Source organism: Neptunomonas sp. (genome assembly GCF_016744175.1).
In the GTDB taxonomy this organism is placed as follows: domain Bacteria; phylum Pseudomonadota; class Gammaproteobacteria; order Pseudomonadales; family Balneatricaceae; genus Neptunomonas.
On sequence record NZ_JADGEV010000008.1, the window covers coordinates 25932 to 50811 of the forward strand.

At 43.5% G+C, this 24880-nt stretch carries 21 protein-coding genes; 2 read left to right on the forward strand and 19 right to left on the reverse strand.

The window, feature by feature from the left end; genetic code table 11:
* A partial coding sequence (locus QZZ55_RS05120) for a hypothetical protein (protein ID WP_293266014.1) occupies positions 1-1415 on the reverse strand: 1415 nt, incomplete at its 3' end.
* A 3-nt stretch (positions 1416-1418) separates the two neighbouring features.
* A complete protein-coding gene (locus QZZ55_RS05125) occupies positions 1419-1916 on the reverse strand; it encodes a hypothetical protein (RefSeq protein WP_293266016.1) in 498 nt (165 codons plus the stop codon).
* Between the two features lie 302 nt (positions 1917-2218).
* Between QZZ55_RS05125 and acnB the strand changes: the two genes are divergently transcribed.
* Complete coding sequence (gene acnB / locus QZZ55_RS05130; RefSeq protein ID WP_293266018.1) at positions 2219-4819, forward strand: bifunctional aconitate hydratase 2/2-methylisocitrate dehydratase; 2601 nt, start codon at positions 2219-2221, stop codon at positions 4817-4819.
* A 111-nt stretch (positions 4820-4930) separates the two neighbouring features.
* Here acnB and QZZ55_RS05135 read toward each other — a convergent pair whose 3' ends face one another.
* The 5 genes from QZZ55_RS05135 to QZZ55_RS05155 all read right to left on the reverse strand — a co-directional run bounded on the left by QZZ55_RS05135 (position 4931) and on the right by QZZ55_RS05155 (position 12154).
* Positions 4931-8002, reverse strand: a complete 3072-nt coding sequence (locus tag QZZ55_RS05135) for an efflux RND transporter permease subunit (RefSeq protein WP_293266020.1) — start codon at positions 8000-8002, stop codon at positions 4931-4933.
* Positions 7999-9102: an efflux RND transporter periplasmic adaptor subunit gene (locus QZZ55_RS05140; RefSeq protein ID WP_293266023.1), complete on the reverse strand. Its 1104-nt coding sequence runs from the start codon at positions 9100-9102 to the stop codon at positions 7999-8001. The genes QZZ55_RS05135 and QZZ55_RS05140 overlap by 4 nt, the downstream gene beginning before the upstream one ends.
* A 66-nt stretch (positions 9103-9168) precedes the next feature.
* Positions 9169-9915, reverse strand: a complete 747-nt coding sequence (locus QZZ55_RS05145; RefSeq protein WP_293266025.1) for a MipA/OmpV family protein — start codon at positions 9913-9915, stop codon at positions 9169-9171.
* Between the two features lie 93 nt (positions 9916-10008).
* Complete coding sequence (locus tag QZZ55_RS05150) at positions 10009-11322, reverse strand: ATP-binding protein (protein WP_293266027.1); 1314 nt, start codon at positions 11320-11322, stop codon at positions 10009-10011.
* Positions 11323-11416: 94 nt separating this feature from the next.
* Complete coding sequence (locus QZZ55_RS05155) at positions 11417-12154, reverse strand: response regulator (RefSeq protein ID WP_293266029.1); 738 nt, start codon at positions 12152-12154, stop codon at positions 11417-11419.
* Between the two features lie 190 nt (positions 12155-12344).
* Between QZZ55_RS05155 and QZZ55_RS05160 the strand changes: the two genes are divergently transcribed.
* The gene (locus QZZ55_RS05160) at positions 12345-12767 is read left to right on the forward strand and encodes a DUF2185 domain-containing protein (RefSeq protein ID WP_293266031.1); all 423 of its coding nucleotides are present in this window, start codon (positions 12345-12347) and stop codon (positions 12765-12767) included.
* A gap of 65 nt (positions 12768-12832) precedes the next feature.
* Here QZZ55_RS05160 and QZZ55_RS05165 read toward each other — a convergent pair whose 3' ends face one another.
* The 12 genes from QZZ55_RS05165 to QZZ55_RS05220 all read right to left on the reverse strand — a co-directional run bounded on the left by QZZ55_RS05165 (position 12833) and on the right by QZZ55_RS05220 (position 24799).
* Complete coding sequence (locus QZZ55_RS05165) at positions 12833-13306, reverse strand: NYN domain-containing protein (protein WP_293266033.1); 474 nt, start codon at positions 13304-13306, stop codon at positions 12833-12835.
* Between the two features lie 517 nt (positions 13307-13823).
* Positions 13824-14585 (reverse strand): adenosylcobinamide-GDP ribazoletransferase, encoded by a 762-nt coding sequence (locus QZZ55_RS05170; RefSeq protein WP_293266035.1) that lies wholly within the window; start codon positions 14583-14585, stop codon positions 13824-13826.
* On the reverse strand, positions 14582-15172 hold the full coding sequence (locus QZZ55_RS05175; protein WP_293266037.1) for a histidine phosphatase family protein: 591 nt from the start codon (positions 15170-15172) through the stop codon (positions 14582-14584). Before QZZ55_RS05175 ends, QZZ55_RS05170 begins: the two co-directional genes overlap by 4 nt.
* 1 nt (position 15173) lies before the next feature.
* Complete coding sequence (gene cobT, locus QZZ55_RS05180; RefSeq protein ID WP_293266039.1) at positions 15174-16304, reverse strand: nicotinate-nucleotide--dimethylbenzimidazole phosphoribosyltransferase; 1131 nt, start codon at positions 16302-16304, stop codon at positions 15174-15176.
* Between the two features lie 27 nt (positions 16305-16331).
* Positions 16332-16865, reverse strand: coding sequence for a bifunctional adenosylcobinamide kinase/adenosylcobinamide-phosphate guanylyltransferase (gene cobU / locus QZZ55_RS05185; RefSeq protein WP_293266041.1), 534 nt, complete (start codon positions 16863-16865; stop codon positions 16332-16334).
* Positions 16862-18355 carry a cobyric acid synthase gene (locus tag QZZ55_RS05190; RefSeq protein WP_293266043.1) on the reverse strand — a complete coding sequence of 498 codons (1494 nt, stop codon included), beginning with the start codon at positions 18353-18355 and terminating at the stop codon, positions 16862-16864. Before QZZ55_RS05190 ends, cobU begins: the two co-directional genes overlap by 4 nt.
* A complete protein-coding gene (gene cobD / locus QZZ55_RS05195; protein ID WP_293266045.1) occupies positions 18352-19377 on the reverse strand; it encodes a threonine-phosphate decarboxylase CobD in 1026 nt (341 codons plus the stop codon). The genes QZZ55_RS05190 and cobD overlap by 4 nt, the downstream gene beginning before the upstream one ends.
* A complete protein-coding gene (locus QZZ55_RS05200) occupies positions 19374-20354 on the reverse strand; it encodes a CobD/CbiB family cobalamin biosynthesis protein (protein ID WP_293266047.1) in 981 nt (326 codons plus the stop codon). The genes cobD and QZZ55_RS05200 overlap by 4 nt, the downstream gene beginning before the upstream one ends.
* Positions 20351-21715, reverse strand: a complete 1365-nt coding sequence (locus QZZ55_RS05205) for a cobyrinate a,c-diamide synthase (RefSeq protein ID WP_293266049.1) — start codon at positions 21713-21715, stop codon at positions 20351-20353. Before QZZ55_RS05205 ends, QZZ55_RS05200 begins: the two co-directional genes overlap by 4 nt.
* Entirely contained in the window at positions 21712-22356 is a 645-nt protein-coding gene (gene cobO, locus QZZ55_RS05210; protein ID WP_293266051.1) for a cob(I)yrinic acid a,c-diamide adenosyltransferase, read from the reverse strand. The genes QZZ55_RS05205 and cobO overlap by 4 nt, the downstream gene beginning before the upstream one ends.
* On the reverse strand, positions 22353-22931 hold the full coding sequence (locus tag QZZ55_RS05215; RefSeq protein ID WP_293266053.1) for a hypothetical protein: 579 nt from the start codon (positions 22929-22931) through the stop codon (positions 22353-22355). The genes cobO and QZZ55_RS05215 overlap by 4 nt, the downstream gene beginning before the upstream one ends.
* A gap of 65 nt (positions 22932-22996) precedes the next feature.
* Positions 22997-24799: a TonB-dependent receptor gene (locus QZZ55_RS05220; RefSeq protein ID WP_293266054.1), complete on the reverse strand. Its 1803-nt coding sequence runs from the start codon at positions 24797-24799 to the stop codon at positions 22997-22999.
* Between the last annotated feature and the right edge of the window lie 81 nt (positions 24800-24880).

The window sequence follows — 24880 nt, forward strand, 5'->3', positions numbered from 1 at the left end:
TTTGATATCACCTCAGAGCGTACGCTCGAAACTGTTGCCTTAGATGACTTAGATTGAGCAACAATTTGACTGATCGTACTTTCTTGGCTTTGGTTTTGATTAGCCCGCTTTTTCATTGCTAGCTGAAGATTAGCTACCTTAGATTTAGGCGAAGTTTTAGACTCAGCATTTCTCTCTGATTTTGCTTCTTCAGCGGCTTTTGCTTCTTCAGCGGCTTTTGCTTCTTCAGCGGCTTTCGCTTCTTCGGCTGCTTTTGCTTCTTCGGCTGCTTTTGCTTCTTCGGCGGCTTTTGCTTCTTCGGCTGCTTTGGCTTCTTCGGCTGCTTTTGCTTCTTCAGCGGCTTTGGCTTCTTCAGCGGCTTTCGCTTCTTCGGCTGCTTTTGCTTCTTCAGCGGCTTTCGCTTCTTCAGCGGCTTTCGCTTCTTCGGCTGCTTTTGCTTCTTCGGCTGCTTTTGCTTCTTCAGCGGCTTTGGCTTCTTCAGCGGCTTTCGCTTCTTCGGCAGCTTTTGCTTCTTCAGCGGCTTTCGCCTCTTCAGCGGCTTTGGCTTCTTCGGCTGCTTTGGCTTCTTCAGCGGCTTTTGCTTCTTCAGCGGCTTTAGCTTCTTCGGCTGCTTTCGCTTCTTCAGCGGCTTTTGCTTCTTCGGCTGCTTTTGCTTCTTCGGCTGCTTTTGCTTCTTCGGCGGCTTTGGCTTCTTCGGCGGCTTTGGCTTCTTCAGCGGCTTTCGCTTCTTCAGCAGCTTTGGCTTCTTCGGCTGCTTTTGCTTCTTCAGCGGCTTTGGCTTCTTCGGCGGCTTTGGCTTCTTCAGCGGCTTTCGCTTCTTCAGCAGCTTTCGCTTCTTCAGCGGCTTTTGCTTCTTCAGCGGCTTTGGCTTCTTCGGCGGCTTTTGCTTCTTCAGCGGCTTTGGCTTCTTCGGCTGCTTTAGCTGCTTTGGCTGCTTTGGCTGCTTTGGCTGCTTTGGCTTCTTCGGCTGCTTCGGCTGCTTTCACTTCTTCGGCTGCTTTCGCATCCTCCGCGGCATCTGCTTCTGCTATCGAGGAAAAATCAACACTAAATTTTTGTTCTGCAGTCTCTATACTCGGATTTATTACTTCTTCAAAAAGCTGATCAATTGAGCTTTCTAAACTTTTTACACTAAAAGGTTTACATAAAGTTACGGTATTTTCCCACTGCAACTCGTTAATAGAAATAACGATAGCGGGAAGTGAAATTTTCTTTTCTAGGTATTTTTTTAAAAGATTCTTTGGCTGCGGTTGGTCTGCATTAAAAATAACCCAACTAGCACGCGATAAAGAATCAACTACTTTAAATTTTTTACCGCTGCGTTGTGACTGGAAGAAATATTCCAAAGTATGGAGCGTGCTACCTTCAAAACCGACAAGTAGAACATGCAGATAACCTTTTTTGTTTACAGCCATGTATTACTTCTTCCTCTTTTGATATGTCGCCGGCAGGCTACAACCATTTATCAAAATAGATCCTGAAACATCTAACTCAAATATCCGACTGGCACTTTTTTCTCGTGTAATCTCTTTTAGAGTTCCACACAACGGAGCACCAAGAAGCACCTCTGCTTCTTGAATAAGCCGAATCAATAAAGGGCTACCCCGATAACGTAATATAATTAGAAGGTCGATTAAAGAACCTAACACCTTTTTCTCGGATTTACACAACATAGCAAGATAAAAACGCTTTACGTGCGTCATCAATTGCATAGGTTCGCCCGCTACCCGTCTGATAGCGTAATCCAAGTTCAATTCTGTTAATGAGCCTTTATAAATCAAGCTTCTCTGTTCCATAGATTCAAAAGCAGCCTGAATATTTTCAGCCAAATCGCTTTCGAGTTCTGCATTAATATCCCAATCAGATAGTGCCATCCAAATAGGGGAATTAACCTTTTCTTTTTCCTGAACTAGCATAATTGTATAATTCTTATATTAAGCGTCTGATTGTTATCCGCGTTACTTCAGTAACATCATAGTATAATAAATCAATTACCAACTGAGAAATGTCTCTTTTTCATAAAATTCAAATAGTAGGACAGATCATGCTACAACTTAGGCACAAAGTCTAACACTCTGAATTGTCTACAAACTTAACTTTATGGCGCCTATAAGCTAGAATCTCCACGCAGATTAACAAAGAGACTAAATCTTTACGTAGCATCGACTTCCGGTGTGATGAGTAAAGAACGGTGGGAATAACAGATGAGGGCTAAATCGTGCTAGAAGCTTATCGTAAACACGTAGAAGAACGCGCCGCTGAAGGCGTACCAGCAAAACCATTAGACGCTGACCAAACAGCTGCGCTGGTTGAACTACTGAAAAACCCACCTGCAGGTGAAGAAGAATTCTTGTTAAACCTGTTAACAGACCGTGTTCCAGCCGGTGTTGACCAGGCCGCTTATGTAAAAGCAGGCTTTCTTGCTGCCGTCACTAAAGGTGATGCAAGCTCACCTCTAGTTGATAAAGTTCAAGCAACTCAATTACTGGGTACTATGTTAGGTGGTTACAACATTCAACCACTGATCGACTGCCTAGATAATGAAGCACTAGCGCCAACCGCTGCTACTGCACTATCACGCACACTGCTTGTATTTGATGCGTTCCACGATGTTCAAGAGAAAGCAGAAGCGGGTAATACCCATGCCCAGCAAGTTCTTGAATCATGGGCTAATGCAGAATGGTTCACGTCTAAGCCAGAATTGGCAGAAAAAATCACAGTTACTGTTTTCAAAGTAACAGGTGAAACTAACACAGATGATTTATCTCCTGCGCCAGATGCATTTACGCGTCCTGATATCCCAGTGCACGCAAATGCAATGCTGAAAATGTCACGCGATGGCATTCATCCAGATGATGATGGCACAACAGGCCCACTTAAGCAGATCGAAGAGATCAAAGCGAAAGGCTACCCTGTTGCATACGTTGGTGATGTTGTAGGTACAGGTTCTTCACGTAAGTCTGCTACAAACTCCGTATTGTGGTTCTTCGGTGATGATATCCCAAACGTTCCTAACAAGCGTGCTGGCGGATACTGCTTTGGTGGTAAAATTGCTCCTATCTTCTTCAACACAATGGAAGATGCGGGTGCTTTACCTATCGAAATGGATGTAGAAAAAATGAATATGGGTGACGTTATCGACGTTTACCCATACGAAGGTGTTGCTAAGAACGCTGAAACTGGTGAAGAACTTTGCACATTCGGTCTAAAAACACAGGTACTTCTTGATGAAGTTCGTGCTGGCGGTCGTATTCCTTTGATCATTGGTCGTGGCTTAACTGATAAAGCACGTACAGCGTTAGGACTAGCACCTACTGAACTGTTCCGTAAACCAGACCAGCCTGCAGATAGCGGAAAAAGCTATACTCATGCTCAGAAAATGGTTGGTAAAGCATGCGGCGTAGCCGGTGTTCTTCCTGGCACTTACTGTGAACCAAAAATGACGACTGTAGGCTCTCAGGATACTACTGGTCCAATGACACGTGATGAGCTTAAAGATTTGGCATGCCTAGGATTCTCTGCTGACCTGACAATGCAGTCTTTCTGCCATACAGCGGCTTACCCTAAACCAGTCGATGTCCATACTCACCACACATTGCCTGATTTCATCATGAACCGTGGCGGTGTTTCACTACGCCCTGGTGACGGTGTAATCCATTCTTGGCTAAACCGTATGCTACTTCCTGATACTGTAGGTACAGGTGGTGACTCTCATACTCGTTTTCCAATCGGTATCTCTTTCCCTGCAGGTTCTGGTTTAGTGGCTTTTGCTGCAGCTACCGGCGTAATGCCACTAGATATGCCTGAATCAGTACTGGTTCGCTTTAAAGGTGACAAGCTTCAACCAGGTATCACTCTACGTGACCTCGTTAATGCTATTCCTTTGTACGCAATTAAAGCTGGTTTGATGACAGTTGCTAAAGCCGGTAAGAAAAACATCTTCTCGGGTCGTATCCTTGAGATTGAAGGCTTACCAGACCTGAAAGTTGAGCAGGCTTTCGAACTGTCTGACTCTGCTGCTGAGCGCTCTGCTGCTGCTTGCTCTATCAAGCTAGATGAAGCGCCAATCCGCGAATACCTAAACTCCAACATCACAATGTTGAAGTGGATGATTTCTGAAGGTTACGGTGATGTTCGTACAATCGAGCGTCGTATCGTTGGCATGCAAGAATGGCTAGCTAACCCAGAATTGATGACGGCTGATACCGATGCTGAGTACGCTGCAGTCATCGAAATCGATCTAGCTGATGTTAAAGAACCTATCTTGGCTTGTCCTAACGACCCTGATGATGTGAAAATATTGTCAGAAGTTGCTGGTACAAAAATTGATGAAGTATTCCTTGGTTCTTGTATGACCAACATTGGCCATTTCCGTGCTGCAGGCAAGCTGCTAGAAGCAGCAAACACATCGCTGCCAACGCGTATGTGGGTTGCTCCACCAACGAAAATGGATGCTGCACAGCTAACCGAAGAAGGTTATTACAACATCTTCGGTAAAGCCGGTGCGCGTATGGAAATGCCGGGTTGTTCATTGTGCATGGGTAACCAAGCACGCGTAGCAGACAAATCAACCGTTGTTTCTACGTCAACTCGTAACTTCCCTAACCGTTTGGGTACAGGTGCTGATGTTTACCTGTCTTCTGCTGAATTGGCCGCTGTTGCAGCCCTTATTGGTAGAATTCCTACGGTTGCAGAGTATATGGAATATACCGCTAAGCTGGATCCAATGGCTGAAGATGTATACCGTTACTTGAACTTCGATCAGATCGAAAACTACACAGCTAAAGCGGCAACTGTTATTCCTACAGTTCAAGCATAATTACAGCTGGCATCAAAAAGCCCGTCTTATGACGGGCTTTTTAGTTTTATTGCCAATTATCTTTATAGTAATAATATTGCTTCTAATACAGTTAAATTTTTTCCTATAACATTAGATAATGGCCCTTTTAGATAACAAATGATCTCCCATCACCAGCATGCACGGTGTAAGAAACAAAGTCAGCAAGGTTGCAAAGCTTAAACCACCAGCAATGGTACTGGCCAGTTGAGTCCACATTTGCGATGAAGGAGCACCAATACCTATCTGCCTGTTGATTAAATCTAGATTCAAACCGTATGCCATCGGTATCAGCCCTGCAATGGTCGTAACTGATGTCAGCAAGACTGGCCTCAATCGCTCAGATCCGGTAGCTATAGCCGCCTCTACGGCAGAGATTTCCTGCACCCTCTTTCGGTTGTAGGCATCAATAAGAATAATGTTGTTATTAACCACAATACCAGCAAGTGCGATGACTCCTATACCTCCCATAACAATACCAAAAGGTTGGTGTGTTACAAACAAGCCCAACATCACTCCAGCGGTAGAAAAAATAATCGCACTCAGCACTAATACGCTTTGATAAACGCTATTAAACTGCGTCACTAGTATCAACAGCATGATAAATAAAGCGACCAAAAAGGCCTTAAATAAGAACTCCATACTCTCCTGCTGATCTGCATCCTCACCTTTAAATGTAAGCGCTATACCCGCGGGTAGATTTATCGCTCCAATACCTTCTTTCAGCTTTTTTAATTGGGTATCAACTAGTAAGCCCTCAAGTATGTCTGATTTCAACGTTGTTACCCGCCTACCATCAACACGTTGAATAATACTGGTTTTGGGTGATGGTCTGATTTCGACAAAATTACTAGTAGGTATCATACCTCTAGCCGTTTTCAATCTAAGATACTCTAATTGCTGTAATGTCCGATCTGAATGCGGAAAGCGCGCACGAACATCAATCTCATCATAAGCATTGTCTGGTCGATATTTAGTCAAATTAATACCTGATGTGACCATTTGTACTGCATTTCCAATTGAAGCTATATCAGCACCATAGCGTGCAGCTTCCAGCCTATTCACTGAAAGTATCCACTCAATGCCCGGCAGAGGGCGATTGTCTTCAATGTTGTTAAAACCCTTCATCTGCAGCATTAAGTTACGGATAAGTTCAACCGCCTTTGACAAGTCTTGTTGTTGTAGCCCGCTAACCTCTATCTCAATTGGCTTACCACCAGATGGGCCACCTTCCTCCTCAAGAATGTCTAAGTACAATCCGGGTATACCGGCCGTACGTTGTTGAAGATCCTTTAATATTTTTTTTGCAGGGCTTCGCTGATACCAATCTGTAAAGCGAAACTGCACAATACCAATTAAATCCTCTTTTCCCTCATTGTCTGATTGTGCAAAAGAGCGAGCGTAAACAGATCTAAGATCCTTCATTCCTATCATGCGTTTTTCAACGTGCCTTAGGAGCTCATCTTTTTCTATTACTGATAAATCACCACGAGCATGCACTTGGATCATTGCCGTTTCTGGCTCAGTATCAGGAAAAAATTCAATCCCAACACCATATAAGCCATACACTGAATAAATTGATAAAACACAAATCAATGTCGCTACTAACGTTTTTCTAGGGTGTTTAACTAAGGATCTTAGTAAGGAGGTATACACCCTAACACCTGTGCTGATAGGTATCACTTGATCCACTTTTGTGCCCGTTTTTGAGCGATTAAACATATGGCCTAACACCGGCAAAAAGATCAGTGCCATACAAAGAGATGCAAGTAAACACAAGACCACGGTGATAGGTAAGTACTTCATAAACTCACCTACCGTGCCTGGCCAGAACGCTAGCGGTATAAAAACAGCTAGCGTTGTTAGTGTGGATGCAATAATGGGCCAAGCCATTTGTCTAGCGGCATAACCAAATGCTTCAAACCCACTATCACCAGCTTTTAACCGTTTATCTGCCATTTCAACTATAACAATCGCGCCATCAACTAACATACCGACGACAAGAATTAGGCTGAACAATACGACTATATTCATCGTTATGTTAAGACTGTATATCAGTAAAATACCGATCAGGAATGATCCAGGGATAGCCAAGCCCACTAATAGCGCAGAACGTAACCCTAATACGGCAATAATGATTATCATCACGATGACCATAGCGCTAAGGATGTTATTGAGTAGATCCCATAATAACGTACTGATCTGAGCAGATTGATCAAGGATGTAAGTGATGTCTACTTGTTCTGGCATCACCTGCTGAGCAGCGCTCACTACTGCTTGTACTTGAGTGACTGTTTCAATAATATTGGCACCAGAACGCTTAGAAATTTCTAACGAAATAGCAGGCTTCCCATCCACTCTGGCGAAGCCATCTGGATCTTTAAATGTGCTTCGTAACGTTGCTATATCAGCGAGAGTGACCACTGTTGAACCACTAACTTTAACTGGCAACTGAAGAATGTCACCTAGCTCAGTTATCACTCCCGGCACTTTGAAAACCATTCTGCCAGCCCCTGTATCTAAAGCACCTGCCGTGACCAACAAATTATTTCGATTGACAATATCCATCACTGCTTGAAAATCGATTTGGTAGCCATCCAGCAAAACAGGGTCAATTTCGACCTCTAGGACTTCCTCTCTATCTCCTCCAATTTCTACAGAAAGCACATTGGGTAATGCGACTATTTCACGCTTTAATTGTCTTGCCATAGTAATAAGTTCACGCTCATCTAAAGCAGCTGAAAGACTTAGCGTCATCACAGGAAAAAGCGCCGTGTTAATCTCATTTACCGTAGGGCTCTCTGTTGTTGTCGGCAGCTGAGTCTTTGCTAGCTCAACCTGAGAGCGCACATCCAATAATGCTTGCTTGGCATCAAAACCGGCCTCAAACTCTAAAATAACTGAGGCAGAACCTACTGAAGCCGTAGATCTCATCTCTTTGATCCCTGTGATATTTCTTAACTCTTTTTCCATAGGCTGAACGAGTAAACGCTCGGCATCTTCTGGTGATATGCCTTCGTGAATCATCGAAATGTAAATAAAGGGAATAGGAATATCTGGATCGGATTCTTTAGGGATTGCTATAAAAGCTACTGCACCCGAAATCATCAGAAAAGCTAACAGCAATAATACGGTACGATTACGTCCCATCAAGAATCCAATCATAACGACTGCTCCTGCTTGAGCTCTGACACAGCAACTGACTTAACAACGTCATCGTTTAGGTGCTCTCCCTTCTGGTAATACCCCTGCCCTTGAATCAGCAAGTTCACAACATCGGGCAACCCCGATACCCAAACACCTTTCATTTCATGGCGAATAATTGAAACCGAATATGTTTCAACCCGATTATCTTCACCTAAGGTTTTTACGTATAACCCACCTTGGTAATCAAGGTTCAATAAAGCAGGTGAAACAAGGTGCGCACTGTACTGAGTTAAAGGTAATTCCACACGGCTACTTAAACCTAACCACGGCTGTCGCTCAGGATTAGGCACTTGTATTTCGGTGGTAAAGCTGCGGGTTTCTTCGTTGGCTAAACTAGCTATATATGAGACATGACCGCTCACCTCCTCACCGGTGACCAAGCGCGCTGTAACTTTTTGTCCCTGTTGAATATTCGCTAAGTGATTCTGCGGTATTTGTACGTTAATAAGTACATGGCTATCGTCGACGAGCACGGCTGCTTTATCTGCACGATCAACAAAGTCACCCACCTCCACAATGCGTTGGTCTAGTACCCCGTCAAAAGGTGCATATATTTGTGTTTTGAGAATATCTTCTTGAATGTGCGCTAATTCAGCTTCGGCGGTGGCAACTAAAACTGCATGATTAAGAACGGTGGATTTTGCGCGAAGACCTTTATTTTTCAATTTAACATTAGCACGCCAATCACTTTTACGTTGCTGCAGAGCTGTTTCCGCTTGCTTAAGCTTTGCTTTACGATCATTCATAGATAATGTGATGATTAATTGATTGGCCTTAACACGCTGGCCGCGTGCCACCGATGTGGAAACTACCTTAGCAGAAGTTTCTGCACGCAAAGTGACCATTCGATAAGGCTCTACATGCCCCGCTAGCGTAAGCATTTTATGAATGAGCTTGGCACTTGAAATGCTTGTTTTTACAACAACATTTGGATTCGTTACTACTGAGTTAGATTCTTCGTTATCCAACTCCTCATGGCTTGACTGGACACTGCCCGTTAGTACCCAGACACAAACCAATACAAACAAACTGGTAGCAAGCTGTTTTGATCGTTTCACCTAACACCTCAACCAATAACCGAAGAAAAAAAAGGGCCTTAATGGCCCTTGTAATGAGGATTGTTCTCAAAAGGTGTAAGCAACGCCCAGAGTCGTAGCCCACGTGTTATCGCGATCAACAATAGAAGAGTTTTTTATCTTGCTGCCTAACCAAGAATAACTAGTTGAGTGAAATAGACTCCACTGATCAGACACAGGAACCATGACGTCATAGCCAACATAAGGTGTGACTGTCGCCTCACCTTTATATGCAGTGCGTGTCGCTGTAGCCTCATTGGCACGTACACCATAGTAATAATCAACATAGTCTTTACTTAGAAAGCTCAAACCTGCCGATGGAGATAAAACTGCAAAGTTACCTAATTCTATAGCATGGCTATAACTGACGTCTGCAAAGAAACCTTTATAAGCACCTGCAACATCATGAAGCAAAGAAGCCGATAACTCTCCTGCATCGCCCACTCTATACACAGCAGAGATACCTAAATCAACACTCATATCGCGATCTTTCATGCCGGCAAAGTACTTAGAGTCTTTGCTTTTAAATTCCGACCCCACTGATGTCAGCGTGGCATAAAGACTTAAAGGCGTATCATCATTCCCTAAAAAACGATAATGCGCACCTGAAGAACCAACAGAAAAATCTTCTCCTTCGTATTCAATAAAGAACAAAGGGCCATTGTTATCTTTAAAGCCTTTGTAAGGAGTTTTAAAAGAAGCACCACCGGCACCTATTGTAAAGTCTCCGGCGTTAACCGTAAGCGTGGTCCCTAATAACAATATAGTGGTAGCAATAAGTGTTGTTTTTTTCATTGATCTAGCCTCATCTGTGTTTAAATTTAATGAGGCTATTATTCAGAACGCACCACCCGGACAATAGTGCAAGTATGTATTGGATTGTATAGATTATGTCTTCGAGGAAGAGGTCAGTGGTAGATAAAGCGCGAAACGCGCGCCCCCTAATGGAGAAGTAAAGACTTTCACCTCTCCTTTATGTAATTCCATGACTTCTTTGACTATAGACAATCCCAAGCCGTGCCCACCAGTATCACGTGTCCGTGCTGCATCAAGTCTTTCAAAGGGTTCAAAAACACGCTCACGATCTGTTTCAGGGACACCTTGCCCATCATCATCAATACAAATGACCAAGTAATCACTATCAATATATGAGTAAAGCTCTATCTGGGTTTTAGCATGAATATCTGCATTCCTGATTAAGTTGCTTAGCGCCCTAAGAAGCAAACGACTATCAAACTCAATCTCAACAGAGGGCCCTGGTAAAACACGAAGAGCCTTCTCACAACTTCGCTGCATTATTGGTCGCTGGAGCAATAACCAGTGCAAGAAAATTTGAGCACTAAAACTAGCTCCTCCACCCGCTCTTTGCATCTTTGCATAACTGAGCAACTCTTCTACCAGCTGATCCAACTCTGTTAAGTCTTCTTCCATACCCTGCAGAAACTGCTGATGACTGGAAGAGTTTATATCTTCTTCCAGCATTGTTAACTGACAACGTAAACGAAAGATAGGCGTTCGTAATTCATGAGCAACAGCATTGGTTAAGCGCTTATGACTGGCAATAAGTTGCTCTATGCGTTCAGCCATTTGGTTGAATGAACGATTTAGCCCCCCGACTCGATGCTTAGCTAACATAGGGGCCCTAGCGGAGAAATCGCCGTTAGCAATTGCAGTAGATGAGCTTTCTAACATTTTTAGTTTGCGTTGCAAGAGGTAAATCCATACGGCAAGCGTTAAAGCAGTAACGAGAAAAAAACCCCACAGATAGACTTGCCCTAATATCTCAGCAGCCTTTACGAAATCAGAAGAAGTATCGTTAGTAGAACGGTAGATTTTATCATTTACACTAAGACGGATATAAAGAACATCTCCATCATCAATGTCTGGCTCAAGGCTTTGAAGAAGTATGCTCGAATCCGGCATATTTTTAATTTCGATTCGTTCAAGTATGCTAGCATCCGTAACTACAGTTAGTATCTGGCTTTCTAGCTTTGCCGTTCGCAACATTGACGCCTCCATTTGTTCCTCGCCTGACAGCTCATATACTTCTTCAAAGAGGTGAACATAGGCAAGCAGGCTACGACGAGTACTCTCTTCTTCAAAGTCGTAAAATAACTGTGTAGTAAAGACCTCAATTAACACCAAAAAACCAATTAGCGCTGCAATAATACCCATATATAGGGTGAAGAAGAGACGAGCCATAAGCAGTGGTTCCCATTTATACTAATAGTGTTAACTTATTCTTACACAGAGAAGGTAATAGCATCACTAGAAGGAGTGTATGGAAATGTATGGATCAGCTCCATTGACCTGAAACTAACATGTATCCCTTGCCTCTTACCGTAATAATTCGCGAAGGCAGCGTTGAGTCATCGTTCAATTTTTTGCGAAGAATGGCAATTTTATTATCAATGGTTCGATCAACCCCATCATAATCAATTCCACGGGTCGATTTCACAAGAGTATCGCGAGATAAAGCTTCATCGGCATGTGAAACAAGCAGCAATAGAAGGTCAAACTCTCCAGGTGTGAGATTTACAAACTCACCCTCCAGATAGCAACGTTGGGTTAATTGGTTGAGAGACAGCGTACCCAAACTCAATTGATGTTCACTGGTTACAGACGGAGTTACTTGCCTGTTGCTTATAGACGTTGATTCATGACTGCTGCCTGTCTGTCGACGTAGCAACATACGAATACGAGCGAGTAACACTCTAGGCTGTAAAGGTTTACAGACAAAATCATCAGCGCCCATCTCTAACGCTGCCACCTGATCCATGTCATCATCACTTGCTGTAAGAATTAAGATTTTCCCGCTAAATGTTCCCCGAATCTCACGACAGACACTCAGACCATCCATTCCCGGCAGCATAAGATCAAGGATCAGCAAATCAGGCTGCTCTTGCTTCAAAAGCTGTTTTGCCTCATCACCTCTATGGCCAAACGCCACTTCAAAACCATTGCGTGTAAGGTATAAGCTAAGTAATTGAGTGAGTTTTTCATCATCTTCAATTAATAGGATTTTATCTGGCATCTATCGCGGTACCTGGTAATTTTTCAAATGAAACAAAAAAAGTGAAATTTTTCATATCGAACCCAACTATAAACCTTTTTTTAAATAATATTATATAAACTCATTAGCCAATAGATAGGTTTGTTTTGTTCCTCAATTTCTTCACTTTGCTATACAATATTGTTCGTTTTAAATTTCGTTGGATTTTGTTATGAAAACGCCACCAGTAGATACCCCTATTTCTGAAAACGCTGAAACTAATCAGACAAAAAATGGTTTTTTGGCTTTAGTTTCTAAGCTAACCTTTGATGAAAACTTGCCTATACGCTTTATGTACAAAACAGTACCGGAACACCTTAACGATACAGGCTGGCGCCTTTATACAGGCTATGAAACAGAAGAATATGCTGCAAACGAACTTGCAAACATGCTCCCTGTCCCTTTAGTAAAACTATCATCGATGGACCCTTCATTAACAGATTTACTGACATACAATGCAGGTACGGTGTGGGAGCGCGCACCTAATAGCGATAGCTGGGAGCGCGTACATGATTTTAAGATTCCATCAGCGAATGTTGAAGTAGATATTACAAACAACCTAGATCGCTTCAATGCTCCAGACGAATCCCAATAGTTGGCATGAAAAATAAGTAGCGAGGCACTCTAATGCCCCGCTACTGACGTTCTCTTATTATGAACCTATAAAAGCAGAGCATCGTCAATTGGATGGAAAACAGAGGCAGCCTCCACCAAAGAGTTAGCTGTTAATGAGGGCACACCATAAACCTCTGCGTTAACCCCATATTCTGTACATATTTTATCCAACAACAGATCAAAATCACCATCACCTGACAGCAAAATAACACTATCTACACCCTTAGCCACATCCATCACATCGATTGCGATACCTACATCCCAATCGCCTTTTGCCGAACCATCACTTCGCTGAATAAAAGGCTTAAGCTTAACAGTAAACCCCATATGCTTAAGCGCACTCTGAAATTTATGCTGTTTATCATCACCTCGATGAATCGCATAAGCAGTCGCTGACACTATTTCACCTTGTTGACTGATGCGCTCCCACAGTTTGCGGTAATTAAACTGTCGACCGTATGCTTGTCGAGTTGTGTAGTAGATATTTTGTACATCAACAAAAATTGCTATTTTTTTCAAAGAATTTGCCTAAATATCACACGTGTTTATTTTTTTGTTATCTCACTAGATAGACAGAATAACCGATTAATAACATCACTTTCTATAAAGTGCTTAACTATAAAAGAGTCAATAATTACAGAGGGTATGCAGAAGAATATACATTGCAGTTATTAAGTGTGACAAGAGGAGTATTGGAGAGATACTGAGGAGTAACAGATCGTTAAGCGAGCAACGCTTCACTCAAAGTTATATCCCCCCAGTATTTAGTATATATAGTGCTATTTTTCGTTCTTCTTTTCTTCGCTAGCCTTTTTGCGCTTTTCAGCATCAGCTTGCTCTTGTTGTTTAATTTCTTCTGCACTCTGACCACCACAAGAACCACAACATGTACTCATCACTGTTACCTAATTGTTTATGTAAGATGACTCATATAATAACCAACTAAAGAACTCGGACAATTGACATAAATCAGTTACTGTTACATTTCTTAAAACTTCACCCTCTACCCTACCCGAATCTTGCCGCCTTCATCATTTCAGGGGCTTAACGTTCTTACACCCATGCTAGCCACAGTCAATAAGGCTACTTCTATTAATTCAATTAAAGCACCTGCTGTATCCCCTGTAGTACCCTTTAAGCGTGCGAGCATCATGCTACGCGCAATCCAAAATACTATAACCGTTACCAACAACCATGCAAAACCAAGCCAGGCTAATACGAGTACTCCTAGTAAGCCCATTGCATAGATGCCTTGTCGGGGCATTGTCGCTACCATTGAAGATGCGATTCCTTGTGGTCGTACATAAGGCGTGCTAGCCAACAAGATAATAGCTCCCAATCGAGCAAACACCGGAGCAAGCAACATCGGTAACAGAGTCGCTGTACCGAGTAACGTTAAGAGCGCTGACCATTTCAATAGAAGTAATAGTATTAAAGCCAGAACACCTATCGCCCCAGAGCAGGGGTCCTTCATAATTCGCAAGGTGCGCTCAGGGTCACCTAAACCACCCATCCATCCATCAGCGCTGTCAGCTAATCCATCAAGATGTAAGCCTCCCGTAAGCACCACCCAGCAGATCAGCACGAGTGATGCTTGCATATATATTGGTTGCTCATTAAGCAACCAACTAAGTGCATACAAGACGCCACCAATCACAGCACCAACAAGTGGGTAGTAGAGCAATGACAGGGCTTGTAATCGGGAGTCAGGATAAGAGCGAAGTCGAATAGGAAGCTGCGTCAAAAACTGCATAGCTACGCAAAGAGCTTGCCAGTGCTTAGAGAAAAAAAGCTTCATGCGCGCGGCCACACAAGACGGTGTAATTCGCCGTGTTTAGCCTCAACCCCAAACATTCTAGATACAGACGCTCCTTCATTCAAACTGGTCAGCGCTTTGATCACACCACCGTGAGTAATTAAAAGTACTTTGTTATGCTCACTGGTGATCTTTGCATTTAAAAAAAACTGTAAGCGTTTAAAAAATTCAGTTATTAGTTCGCCTTGTGGAGGAGGAAAATGCTCGGGATCACGCCAAAAGTCTGCTAGCTCATCTGCCCAATGCAGCATAATATCTACTGCCGTCATGCCATCCCACAGACCAAAATCATATTCTTGGATTAATGGATCGGAGGTTAGTAATTCAGCACCTGACGCTTGAGACCCAACCCAACATTCAGCAAACGCCTGACAACGGATTAATGGCGAAGTAATGACGGCATCGTAATCATCCAGGCTGATATTTTGCATAGTGGTCTGCATTTGATGCCACCCATGATCCGTTAGCTCAGCATCAGTGCGCCCCAGATAGCATTGACCTTTTACTGTCTCTCCGTGTCGCAACGCATCAATAATCAACGGTTGTTTGCTATTACAGTGCTGTTTCATCTTACTGTGCTACTTCGCTGGTAGGCATTGTTACTGTTGAAGAAGACACCGCCGCTTCTTCAAATGTAGACATTTCATGGTGCAAAGAACAGGCAAGCCTTATAAGCGGAACAGCAATAGCTGCACCGCTACCCTCCCCTAAGCGCAATTCAAGATTCAGTAACGGCAACTGAGCCCCAAAGCTTTCTAGCAATAATGCATAGGCGGGTTCAGCTGAATTGTGAGATAAGATGAGCCAATCAGACACCTCAGGGTTAATACGACACGCCACCAAGGCTGCCACTGTACAGATGAAACCGTCAACAAGAGCAGGCATGCCCTCTTGCGCACACGTTAGATAAGCACCGGTAAGTGCCGCAATTTCAAAACCACCTAATATTTGTAATGCCATTAACGGGTCGGTTGAACTATTCGCCAGAGATTTCTCATGTACTTGCAGTGCTTGAGCGATAATCGCTGCCTTATGCGAAACACCTTTAGCATCTAACCCAGTACCAGGCCCAGCAAGTTTCTCAGGGGCTATGTTAAGTAGCACAGAAGCAACAGCAGTTGCCGATGTAGTATTGGCAATGCCCATTTCTCCTGCAATAAATAGATCAAGTTTCTCTTCTTGTTCTAGCTGTTTTTCTGACGCAGTTAATACCGCTTTGCGTCCAATATTTATTGCTAGTGCAAGCTGGCCTTCTGTCATAGCAGGATAATGAAGAAAACTGGCTGTCTGTGGAGCAATCACACAATTAACAACATTAGCCAACCCTTCAGTGGGAGAGATTGTACCTAAGTTGTATACTGTCATAGGAGCATTTATAAACCGCGCCGCCACACAAATAGCGGCACCACCATGAGAAAAGTTTTTAACCATTTCAGCAGTCACTGATTGAGGAAACATCGACACTCCCTCTTCTGCAATGCCATGATCTGCTGCAAAAATAGCGATAGAAACATTAGCCGCAGTAGGAAATAACACGCCTTGCATGGCAGCTAATCGAACAGCTATATTCTCCAACTTACCTAAGGAACCCGCAGGCTTAGTGAGCTGTTTCTGATGATCTTCAGCAGCCAGCATCGCCATACTATCTAATGGTTTTATCGCGCAGCGTAGCCATGCCACTGATGGAGTATCACTTTTCATATACTGTTTGCCTTTACATTAAATGCACTATGATTTGTCTTTATGATCATTAGCAACGGGTTTAATAACAACGGGAATTCCCGCCACCATCAAAACCACTTGGTCTGCTAACACCGCGACTTCCTGATGCAACCAGCCCGCTTCATCACAATAACGACGCGTTAGCTTTCCCATAGGAACAACTCCCATGCCCGTTTCATTGCTCACTAATATGACATCGCCTTTTGCGTTACTCAGTGCATCAATCAACTGTTGTTTATAATCAGCTATGCTTTTATCTTCACACAGTAAATTCGTAACCCATAACGTCAAGCAATCTATTAATAAACAATTACTTGAAGAGCTTTCATTATTAATAACATTACTTATCTCTAGCGACTCTTCAAAGACATCCCACTGACTCGGCCGCTGATTTTTATGCTGATCTATGCGTTCTTGCATCTCATCATCATAGGCTTGTGCTGTTGCTATATAGATGACATCAGAGCCACTATTTCTGGCTAAATTTTCAGCGTAACGACTCTTTCCTGAACGTGCACCGCCAATAATAAAATGAATCACTCAACACTCTCCGGTACAAAAGGAGCATTTAACAGACGATGAATAGCTTGCATATCCAGATGCTCTTCAATTGAGTCAGCTAACCTATCAAGATCAATATCTTTACGTTCGTTATAATCAAAAGCAGCAACAGTTTTAAGGCCTGCCCATTGCAAGACTTGATTCACAACACCTGAGGATTCAAATAAACCATGGAGGTAAGTTCCAGCAATTTGACCATCAACGGAAACGGCACCTTCAGGTGCCCCATCAGAAAAACGTATCAATGGAGTAACCAATGCATCGCCGATTGAGGTGCCACAGTGAATTTCATAACCAGCCACTACAACAGCTTCTTTATCACCAAGACAAAAAGTACCGATTTGATTTGATAAGTGCTTTCCAGGATGAAGACATGTGTCCATTGCCAGCAGGTGCAACCCTAGTGAGCAACCGGCCTTCCCTTCAATTGCATGAGGGTCATCAATTGTATGACCAAGCATCTGGAAGCCTCCGCATATGCCTAGTAGTTTTCCACCATAGCGAAGATGCTTATTAATCTGGGTATCCCAGCCTTGGTTTCGCAACCACTCTAAGTCACTTCTTACCGATTTTGAGCCTGGCAAAATGATAAGGTCAGCCGCTGGCATTGGTTGGTCTGGCCCAACGTAAGTCAGTTTAACGGAGGGGTGCAAACGGAGAGGATCAAAATCGGTATGATTGCTAATATGAGGTAGTACGGGAACAACCACATGCAATGCTTGTTCAGAATATTCGGGCTGTTGCAAAGAAACAGCATCTTCAGCTTCCAGATGGAACCCATGCAAATAAGGTAGAACACCTAATACAGGTTTGCCCGTGTAATCCTCTAACCAATCAAGCCCTGACTGTAATAGTGCAATATCACCTCGAAAACGGTTAACAACAAATCCTTTTACACGTGCCTGTTCAGATTCTGATAATAGTGCCAAGGTACCAACAAGGTGCGCGAATATTCCACCCTTATCGATATCAGCGATAATAATTACGGGGCAATCCTCGCGTTCAGCAAAGCCCATGTTAGCAATATCATTTTCGCGCAAATTAATTTCAGCAGGAGAGCCGGCTCCTTCCACAATGACATAGTCGTATACAGATCGTAAGCGTTGATGCGATAGCTCTACAGCCTTCCAGGCCACCTGCTTATAATCATGATAAGCCGTTGCCTCCATATTGCTCAGGGGCTTCCCATGAATAATAACCTGTGCGCCAGTATCACTATTAGGCTTTAGCAAAACAGGATTCATATCAATGTGCGGCGCTAACCCACATGCGTATGCCTGTACTGCTTGAGCGCGGCCAATTTCTCCGCCATCCGTTGTTACCGCGCTATTTAATGCCATATTTTGAGGCTTAAAAGGCACTACCGATAAGCTCTTACGCCACAACACGCGGCATAGCCCCGCCACTAAAGTACTTTTACCAGCATCAGAGGTTGTCCCCTGAACCATCAATGTGCCAATGCTTTTCATCTATTTAACTCACTTAGTGCCTTTTCAAGCTGCTGCCATGCCATATCATTTTTAGGTAGACCTAAACGAAATACCTGCAGATGTTTAAAGTTACGAATAAGGATGCCGCGTTTTGCAAAATACTCATAAATACAAAAATCTGTTTTCCTGAGGGTCGTAGGCAATGTAATTGTGCAAAAAAGAGGTGTTGATACATACTCAAAGTCATACTTTCTTAGTAAAGCGCAAAGCTGTTGGCCCTCCTGGGCTAAACGTTGCCGCATCAGTAGTTGCCAAGTTCCATCTTGCAATGCAATGCCACCCGCCCAACGGGCAACACTTGATACAGACCACGTTGTTTGATGTTGCGCTAACACTGATAGCAAAGCAGGCTCCGCCCAAACAAACCCCAAACGAATACCCGCTAAACCAAAAAACTTACCGATAGAGCGAAGCACTATCAGCCCACTTACAGGATTTTGAGTGATCAATGAAGATTCTTCACTGCTAGGCAGCGCATCGATAAATGCCTCATCTATCACCAGCCATCCGTTGTTCTGCTGCAGTAAATTCAACCAGTGCTTTAATTGTGTTCGTGACAAGAACTCTGTCGTCGGATTATTGGGACGTATAACAATCACTACATCAAGATGGGCAATTTGAGTATCTAATTCATCAACACTCAACTCTTTAACATCGTGCCCTTGAACCCTCCATTGATAAGCATATTCCGCATACGCAGGCGATAAAATCCCAACCCGCGAATGAGCTCTCAATTTTGGCAGAATCTCAATAGCTGCTTGGCTACCCGCCACCGCAAGCAGATGCACTGAACCATAATACGCAGCCGCCGCGCTCAGAAGATTATCATCAGTATCCGGTAGTTTTTGCCAAATCTCCTGAGGTACTTCCGGTAACGGATAACTATGAGGGTTTAAGCCAGTAGAAAGATCAACCCAGTTCTGGATTGGTATACAAAACTGCTGAGCCGCTTGATGTAAGCAACCGCCATGAACTGGAAGAATGTTATTAGCTGTACTCATAGCAGAGACCACAAAAGCTCTGCGCTACTAACCACACAGATCCAGAGCATCAGACTGTGTGACACCAGTCGCATTGCACGCTTAATATCATTAGCTTGAGGAGCCTTACCCTTCCCTAATATAGGCTTATCATGCCATACACCGTGGTAACGCGTAGGTCCACCCAACAACACGCCAAGCCCACCGGCCCCTGAAGCAATAACAGGTCCACCGTTAGGACTGGCATGTGCCGCTGCTTGTTTTTTCCAGCATATAAGGGCATCAGAGCAGTTCGATAAAACTGCATAGCTCAAAGCAGTAAAACGTGCAGGCAAATAATTTAGTACATCATCTAGCTTGGCCGCAGCCCAGCCAAAATGGCAATAACGCTCGGTACGATACCCCCACATAGCATCCAAGGTATTTACAAAACGGTAGAATAAGGCACCAGCGCCCCCGGCAACTACAAACCAAAAAATGGCACCGAAAACCGCATCACTGCCATTTTCTAACACTGATTCAATCGCAGAAACTTCAATATTAAGTGCTTCTGGATCACGACTAACAATCATCGATGTATGATGGCGTGCACGTGCATCATCTTGGCAAATTAAAGCATCAGCAATAGGTTGAATGTGATCCCATAAACTACGATGCCCAATCGCAAGGTAAAGAAGCGCCACATTAAACACACTGAGTAAGCTGATCGCCTCCCAACTGTGGGGTAATAAATAATACAAAAGCAGTGGAAGCGGCAAGCACAGCAGAACAACGGCGAGTACACCTAGCGTCTTCAGCTTTATTCCTGATACTTTTTCTACCGATATATCTACCATAAACGCAGTAGCGTTATGCTCACACGAATAAAGCGTTTTACCGTTAAATAAGCGCTCTACTCTTTGCGCAAGCAAACCAAAACCAATCAGGGGGTGCCAGCGTTTAGGCTCCCCTATAAACCAGTCGATGAGTACGCCTAAAAAGAGAGTAATGCTGATCATTCAGGCTTGAAAAGAGCAACACAAGCATCCACTGCTGATGGGAAATAGTGATGAATGTAACTGGCGTATAGATTTCCTTTTCTATAAACGGCTTCAGATGTTCTCGCGTAATTAGGGCACAAGCCCTGATAGTCTGATACTTCTTCTGTTTCAAAAGATGAATGGTGGTAGGTATGTCCGCGCAACGTACCTTCTGGCAAGGCAACGCTTTGCATAGCCAGCGCAGTTAAACGTGGTTGCATTGTTACCTTACCTCTAAGAACCCCGGACATAAGCTCAGTATGCCCATTAAGATCCGTAAGTGATTCAGTGAGGTAAAGCATTCCACCACACTCAGCAATGAGAGGTTTATTTGCATTAGCATGCTCTTGAATAGACTTCTTCATTGTTTCGTTAGCAGCAAGTTTTTGTGCGAACAACTCAGGGTATCCGCCTGGTAGATAAACGCTATCCACATTGGGTAAAGCATCATCGTGTATCGGCGAAAAGAACACTACACATGCACCTAGCCGTTTGAGCAGTGTGATGTTGGCAGGGTAGATAAACGAAAAAGCTTCATCTTTAGCTATACCAATACGTACGCCAGCTAAACCAGCTTTTAACTCACAAGGTAAGGCATCATTAATATCAACAGAATCATTAGTTTGCGGATTTGCAGTAAAACAGACAGCAGGAGGCAACTCACTAGCCCCTGTTGTTGAGATCATTTTAGCCGCCGTATTTAGGCGTTCATCAAGGTCACCAATTTCACTGCTTTGTAGTAGGCCCAAATGACGACTCGGAAGCTCAACATCTTTAGAGCGCTTAATGCCTCCGTACCAATGAATCGACTCAGGTAAACTGTCACGTAATATTTCAGCATGCCGGTCACTGCCTAGGCGATTCGCCAAAACACCAGAGAACGGTAAAGTATCTTGAAATGTAGCTAAGCCATGAGCAATAGCCGCAAAGGTTTGTGCCATAGCCGAACCATCTATTACAGCTAATACCGGCACACCAAATAAACGCGCTAAGTCTGCGCCAGAAGGCGTGCCGTCGAATAGGCCCATAACACCCTCAATTAATATTAGGTCGGCCCGCGTTGCTGCATCATGTAACAAAGCACGGCTTTGCTCTTCTCCAACCATCCACAGATCCAATGCATTAACAGGCTCACCAGAGGCTATTTCCAAAATCATAGGATCAAGAAAATCAGGCCCTGTTTTAAAAACAACGACTTTACGCCCCGCATTACGATGCAACCGTGCTAATGCAGCCGTTACCGTTGTTTTTCCTTGGCCAGATGCAGGCGCGCTAATAAATAGCGCAGGGCATAATTTAACATCGCTTGAAGGTAACGACTGAAGCAGTTGATCACTCACAGCTCAACACCTTTTTGCGCTTTAATACCGGCCTGGTAAGCATGCTTTACAACCTGCATTTCAGTCACAGTATCAGCAATGTCTATCAACGCTTGCGGTGCTCCACGACCAGTAATCACCACATGCTGATTCACAGGGCGGCTTTCAACTGCTTTAATAACTGCCTGCAAATCAACATATTGATACTTCAGCGCAATATTAAGTTCATCAAGTACAACTAAGGCAATATCATCATCATTGAGCAGCTCTTCAGATTGCTTCCACGCTTTAGTGGCCGCTGCAATATCACGCTCTTTATCTTGTGTTTCCCAGGTAAAACCTTCACCCATAACGTAGTACTGCACTTCTGGAAAGCGCCTAAAGAAAGCTTCTTCACCTGTACTAAAAGCACCTTTAATAAACTGAACAACACCGACCTGCATATCATGACCTAATGCACGTGCGACCATACCAAAAGCAGAACTACTTTTACCTTTACCATTTCCGGTATGAACAAGACAGACACCACGATCTTGATCAGCACGAGCAATCGACTGATCTATCACCTCTTTTTTACGCTTCATACGTGCTAGATAACGAGCCTCGCGTTGCTGTGCTTCAGGCTTTGTTTTATCTGATTCAGAAAAGCTTTTATCGCTCATAATGTTTCAGCTCCTGAATGGCGCGGACGGTTAAACCAGCTTAAAAATAGGTGCACTGCAATAGCACAACCTACATAGAAAAAAACAGCTTCAAACTGAGAAGGGGTATATTTAATGAGACGGTTAACCATTTCAGCCATTGTTGGATCTGTAAATCGACCAGAGTAAAAGTAGAAACTACCACTTGAAATCACCTGACAAACAACTGTACCTAATATCAAGCTACCAACAAGCACCGGTAAACTACTCCACTGTTCCTGATGACGCTTAGCATACCAACGGCCTGCCAACCACATCGATGCATACGCTGGAACTAGCATGATGTAAGTTGGGGTTACACAAAACGAACTAACGCCACCAAAGGTGATCGCTGCAAAATCTAACAGAAACGCTTCTAAAATCAGTAACGGAAAGGACCACAAAGGTTTAAGGTAAATACCTGCCAGAAAAAATACAGCCCACGATGCACTTGGCAAATGGTCGATGGATGCAAAATGATGACCACGGGTTACCGCCATCAGCAAAATCAAAAACGCACCGATTATTAGTTGTGACCGTTGTTGTATATTTATCATGGCAGATATCTCTTAATTAAGTGGTATTAATAGAAGCGCTACTAAGCTAACAACCTCTAATGAATTTACTGAGGCTGATAAGCCAAGGTAAACAAGGCAGTTAAACCGGATTGGTTATACCCACTAACGGTTTGATACTCTTTATCGAACAAATTGCTAAGCTTGGTTCGAACTTGCCATGCGGGTGCTATTTTATAAGCAGCACGCAAATCAACAGTAGCAAAGCCATCTAAAGAATTTGTGTTGCTATCGTTGGTGTAACGACGGCCTTCAGCATGCAATGTTGCACCTAAAGAAAGCGCCCCAAAATCACGATCAACGTTAATATTTGCAATCTTATTCGCACGGCGTTTAAGACGATTTCCTTTATTAACACCGCTGAGATTTTCAGGATCGATGAAAGATACGTTTCCGCTTAATAACCACTGCTGCCACTGGTAATCAGCACTTACTTCCACACCACGAATACGTGCTGAGTTGATATTACTGGGTACCCAAACTCCCGTAGCATTATCCCAAGCAATCATATTTTCAAACGTAGTTTGGTAAAGCGATGTTTGCCAATTAACACCTTGGTTTTTACCTCTAAGACTCAGCTCGTATGAATCAGACTCTTCTGGTACTAAATCAGCATTACCACTATTAGGGTAATAAAGGTCATTAAATGATGGGGCTTTAAAGGCGGTACCATAGGAAGCGACAAGGCTCATATCATCAGTAAGCGGAATTCCCCAAGCAACGCCTCCAGTAGTGTGTGAGCCAAACTGTTCATTATCATCCACGCGTGCGCTGAACTGTAAATCTGACTGGCCCAGTGTTAACTGGTACTGAGCAAAGCCTGCCCAGTTATCACGTTCTGTTTCAGCATAGGCGTTACTTGACTCAACCTGATCATTTAAATAGTCCAAACCAAAAATCAATTGATTGCCATCACCGATAAGAACATCATTTTGAATGGTGAAAGAATCACGTGTCGTTTCAAAACGGCTATTGAACGCACTTCCAGAAAATGTCTTACTTTGATTCAAACTTCGACCAGCAGACACGTTAATAAGCCACGCATCAGAAACAGCAACTGTACCCCGCGCACCCAGCACCTTAGTTAACGCATCACTACGGTCTGTATATCCATCGTATTCATTTTCCGAATCAGTGAAGGAGAAGAAACCTTCCACTTCATGACCTCCATCAAACCGCTGTCCTAGCTTAAGCTGCAAACCTTTGTTGTGATATCCATCATCATCACTATCACCCGTCGTTTTTGCATCAAACCCATCAGTGGTAATACCCGATGCCGTTACATTAAACCACCGGTTTTGATCACCTGCTTGCAAACCAATCTCAGCCAGTGAAGTACCGTCTGATCCAGCAGAAATAGTAAAAGAAGGTGCTAGCTTACCCGCGCCACGACGAGTGAATATTTGAATAACACCACCGGCAGCATCAGAACCATATAAAGAGGAACGCGGGCCACGAACTATTTCTATACGCTCAACCTGACTAAGGTTAAGCTCCTCAACACTAACCTGACCTAGCGTAGCAGAGCCGACACGAACACCATCAATCAATATCAGCAGGTCTTTAGTTGATGTGCCACGCAAATAAATACTACTCGCTTTCCCGATACCACCACTGTTGGTAACCATTACCCCTGGTGTTTTTTGCAATATATCAGCTACAGTAATTGCCTGTGAACGCTCAATATTTTCACGCGTAATCAAGGTAACTGAAGCAAGTGTTTCATCTACAGATTGAGCAGTACGAGAAGCCGTAACTAATACTTCATTAAGATTAGTTGCCTGCTGAGCGGCAGCTAAAGAGGAGTAGCAACACGCTGTTGCTAGAACAGTGTAGGAAAATTTTTTCATGAGTCTGATAGTGTCCTGTACGTGCCCGCCGCACGCCAATTAAATTAACGGCACTAACGAACAGGAATGAACAGAAACACC